Genomic DNA, 3,681 nt, shown 5'->3' with positions numbered 1-3,681 from the left:
AATAGTTCTCCAAATGCTTCGCCCGTACAGTTGTTAGTTGTTAATTGGAAGTATCTTCTCCCTATTCCCTATTCCCTATTCCCTATTTTTCAAATAACCATTTTTTGACTTTGGCTAAGTTTTTCCAATCAGGTTTTCTGGTTAAACCATCTTCAATGCTATTTTTAACTTCTTCCTGCCATTCTTCATTGACAAATATCAATTGTTGTGCAAAATCAATGTGTTCCCGTAAACCTTTTTGACCTGTTTCTAACATAGCTAAAGCCAGATTAATTCTTCCTTGCGGATCTTGGGGATTGAGTTTCACAGCTTTATTAGCAGCGTTGAAAGCCAATTTACCTTTATTATCAAGAAGATATAACCAAGCGAGACAAACCCAGGCTGAACTGGCTTTAGGAGAGCGATCGCATACCTCTTTAAATACAGGAATCAGTGACTCTACAGATTCTCCAGCCTTGTAGCGTTCTAAACCTTTATCAAATAGGGAATCAACGGAATCAATTGTATTAGTCATTTGTTCTTAGTCAGTGGTCAGTTGTCAGTTGTTCTTAGTCAGTGGTCAGTTGTCAGTTGTTAATTGACTTCTGACTTCTGACTCCTAACTTATCAAAAAATATGCTGAAAACCTCGGAATTGATACCTGAAAATTCCAAAAAATTTTAGGTGTCAATGTCTTTAGACCGGGGAGTGTCAAACGCCGAAAGACTTACCGCAACCACAAGTTTGGGCAGCATTGGGGTTAGTAAATTGGAAACCACCACCAATCATGGCATCACTATAATCGAGCATTAAGCCGTAAAGATAAAGTAGACTTTTGCGATCGCTGATAATTTTGAAGCCATCATAATCAAAAACCTCATCATCAGGGTTAATCTTGCTGACATCCTCAAAATCCATCATATAAGACATTCCCGAACAACCACCTTGTCTAACTCCCACCCGTAAGCATAGATCTTGCCCTTGCTTATCTTGAAGAGACTTAACCTGACGCAATGCAGATTCAGATAATAGAATTCCCCGTTGTTGAGTTTGAGTTGCTTGTGTCATAAATTCTTAACTCCTGAACTAGTTTTATCAATACCCCATCAGGCATTCTCGTACCTCTGGGCTGCTATGAATGTTTTTGTATTCATTTTAGCGACATTCCGACGGCAAAAAAGCATAAGAAGATGGGAAGATGGAAAGATAGGAGAAAATTTTAGAATAATCCCTGTTTGTGTCAACTGTTGCTGTGTTTATTAGCAACCTCAGATTTTTATTCTAGAATTGAGGGGTTCGGTGTGTTGAAAGATTAACCATTCCCAAAACTCTAATTTTCAATCGCTTTGTTTTGATTCACTTACTCTATGACAAGTTTTAATCGCTCTACCAGTCGTCGGTTGCAGAAATTACCCCAGATTCCTTCTGTATGGGAGGGCGATCGCCGTCCATTGTCATCACCACACACCCCCTTTACAGACCCAGATGCCAAAGGAGATTGTATTCTTTGGGTAGATGCCTCAGAAGGCATTGTGAGAAGCATGGACATGGTAGATCCCGCCCTGGGACCAGAAGCCATTGTGCGTACCCTCATGCAGGCAATAGAACATCCCCAAAGTCCAGCCAAACCCGGTAGACCGCAAAGAATAGTTGTCCGCGACCGGGAAATTCAATTTTACCTGCGCGGAGTCTTGCAAGACTTAGATATTGCCATTGACTACGTACCAGAATTACCCATAATTGACGAACTATTTCGTTCTTTTGCCGAAGTCATTGATAGCCAAATTCCCGATTTACCACCCAAATACGCCCAACTTCTCCATGATAAAGCCTTAGAAGTTTGGCAATCTGCCCCTTGGAGATTTTTAGAAGAACAGCAAATTTTATCCATAGAGATTAATCAATGGGATGTAGAGAAACTCTATGCCTCAGTCATGGGAATGCTAGGAATTGAATATGGAATTTTGTTTTATCGTTCGGAAGATTCCCTCAAGCGGTTTCGGGCTGCTGTTTTAGCTGATGAAGATGAACTTCAGCAAGATTTAGAAGAAGCCTTCCTCAAACAAGATTGTTTATTTCTCACCTTTGATTCCTTGCACGAAAACGAAGATGATGATCTAGGAAATTTGGCACAAATGCCACTTTCAGAAATTGAACCTACCTTCGGAAATATTCATCCCCTAGAAGGATTACGTTCCGTTTTGTATGAAGAAGAAGCACTACTAACTTTTGTTGCTGTAGAAAGTTTATTGCGGTTTCTGCATGACCACCATCGGCAATTATACGACGAAGATTTTCTTACCCTGAGTCAACGTTATCGAATTTCCCTACCAGAACCCGAAAACAATCGCAAATCTTTAACTGTCACCGTTTCTACTATGCCAGATTTGACAGCAGAACTAGAAGAAATGGCTGGTTTTGATTTAGATGACGAAGATGATGAAGATGAAGATGATTCCATCTTTGAAGCCCTCAGAGACGACTTAATCCCTGAAGATGCTTTCATGAGTTTGGGAGTATTACCCTGGGAAACATTAAATTACCTGCGTCAAGCGCCTAATTACCAAGCAGCAGGGGAATTTGAACTAAAAGGGGACGGTTTACCTGTAATTGTCATTCAAACCTCTCGCCCTAAAGCTAAAGGAATTATTGAAAATATTCAAGCTGCTGGAGGATTAAACGCCATCTGTTTTCATACGGTAACCGATCCTGTGGATGATGATCTCTATGACTTAGGTTTATTGCAAACACATAATAATGAATTATTTTTGTTTGGGCAATTTTTAGATGATGATCCAGTTCACATAGAAGCTAAGAAAAAATGGCATCAGCGGTGTAAAAATACCAAAGGCCATTGCGGTTTAATTATTGCCAAAGGATTGACCGGGACTGCTCGTGGTAATCCTCAATTACGAGATATGATGGCTCTATTAGAAGCTAATGTACTTTCCTCGGAAGAATTAAACTTAGAAACACTTGACTAAAAAAATAGATATACCTAAAATTTATGAATTAAATTACAGGATATCTAATACCAACTTGATGAGAGGCTGCACAGAATCATAAAATCCATGAATTCATCCGTCTTTATCCGCGGTCAATAATTCTAGAAATCTGATTCAATACAGCTTCATCTTAAATTGGTATAAAATACACTCATGGTGCAAATCTCCAGAAATTTCCCGTATTCAAGCAAAATCATCGCAAAAAAAATTTTGGTAGGTAGTTGACAAACTGAAAATTTTAAATAAGATTAGTGTTTTTGTTACCTTGTTAATTCCGACTAACTTTCATAGTATCATTTTTGTTTTGAGTGACCGAACTTTCTAAATCAAGTTAATATACAGCAAAGTGCATGATAATGACAAATAAAAAATGGGCAGTTAAACGCATAACAGTTAATCTCGCAACACAAGAAGCAGAGAAACTAGAAAAATATTGTCAACAGACAGGTAGACCAGCAACAGATGTAATTCGGGAACTGATTAGAAGTTTACCCCAGGGGGAAGAAGTGGCCGGAGGGTGATAGAGGGCAGGGAAGCAGGGGGCAGGGGGCAGGGGAAGTAGGGGAGTCGGGGGAGCAGGGGAAGTAGGGGAGTAGGGGAAGTAGGGGAGTAGGGGGAGCAGGGGAGGCAGGGGAGGCAGGGGAGGCAGGGGGAGAGAAATATTCTTTTGCAACTGACAACTGACAACTGTACGGGC

The 3,681-nt window shown here is 40.1% G+C and carries 4 protein-coding genes; 2 read left to right on the top strand and 2 right to left on the bottom strand.

Going from position 1 to position 3,681, the window contains the following annotated elements:
• Positions 1-82: 82 nt before the first annotated feature.
• Both FJR06_RS07925 and FJR06_RS07920 read right to left on the bottom strand, forming a co-directional pair.
• Positions 83-514: a M48 family metallopeptidase gene (locus FJR06_RS07925; RefSeq protein WP_015079851.1), complete on the bottom strand. Its 432-nt coding sequence runs from the start codon at positions 512-514 to the stop codon at positions 83-85.
• 176 nt (positions 515-690) lie between these two features.
• On the bottom strand, positions 691-1,047 hold the full coding sequence (locus FJR06_RS07920; RefSeq protein WP_015079852.1) for an iron-sulfur cluster assembly accessory protein: 357 nt from the start codon (positions 1,045-1,047) through the stop codon (positions 691-693).
• A gap of 299 nt (positions 1,048-1,346) precedes the next feature.
• Here FJR06_RS07920 and FJR06_RS07915 point away from each other — a divergent pair, with 299 nt between their 5' ends.
• Positions 1,347-2,963 (top strand): hypothetical protein, encoded by a 1,617-nt coding sequence (locus tag FJR06_RS07915; RefSeq protein ID WP_168651189.1) that lies wholly within the window; start codon positions 1,347-1,349, stop codon positions 2,961-2,963.
• A 371-nt stretch (positions 2,964-3,334) separates the two neighbouring features.
• Positions 3,335-3,505, top strand: coding sequence for a ribbon-helix-helix-containing protein (locus tag FJR06_RS07910; RefSeq protein WP_015079854.1), 171 nt, complete (start codon positions 3,335-3,337; stop codon positions 3,503-3,505).
• Positions 3,506-3,681: the final 176 nt, after the last annotated feature.

The organism is Dolichospermum sp. UHCC 0352 (assembly GCF_009711925.1).
GTDB lineage: Bacteria > Cyanobacteriota > Cyanobacteriia > Cyanobacteriales > Nostocaceae > Dolichospermum > Dolichospermum lemmermannii.
Note: the sequence above shows the minus strand (reverse complement) of the source record. Positions and strands in the feature narration are given on the sequence as shown.

Bases quoted from the DNA above. Each gene is read 5' to 3' on its own strand.
- FJR06_RS07910 (WP_015079854.1), top strand. From the start codon at position 3,335: ATGATAATGACAAATAAAAAATGGGCAGTTAAACGCATAACAGTTAAT.
- FJR06_RS07925 (WP_015079851.1), bottom strand. From the start codon at position 514: ATGACTAATACAATTGATTCCGTTGATTCCCTATTTGATAAAGGTTTA.
- FJR06_RS07920 (WP_015079852.1), bottom strand. From the start codon at position 1,047: ATGACACAAGCAACTCAAACTCAACAACGGGGAATTCTATTATCTGAA.
- FJR06_RS07915 (WP_168651189.1), top strand. From the start codon at position 1,347: ATGACAAGTTTTAATCGCTCTACCAGTCGTCGGTTGCAGAAATTACCC.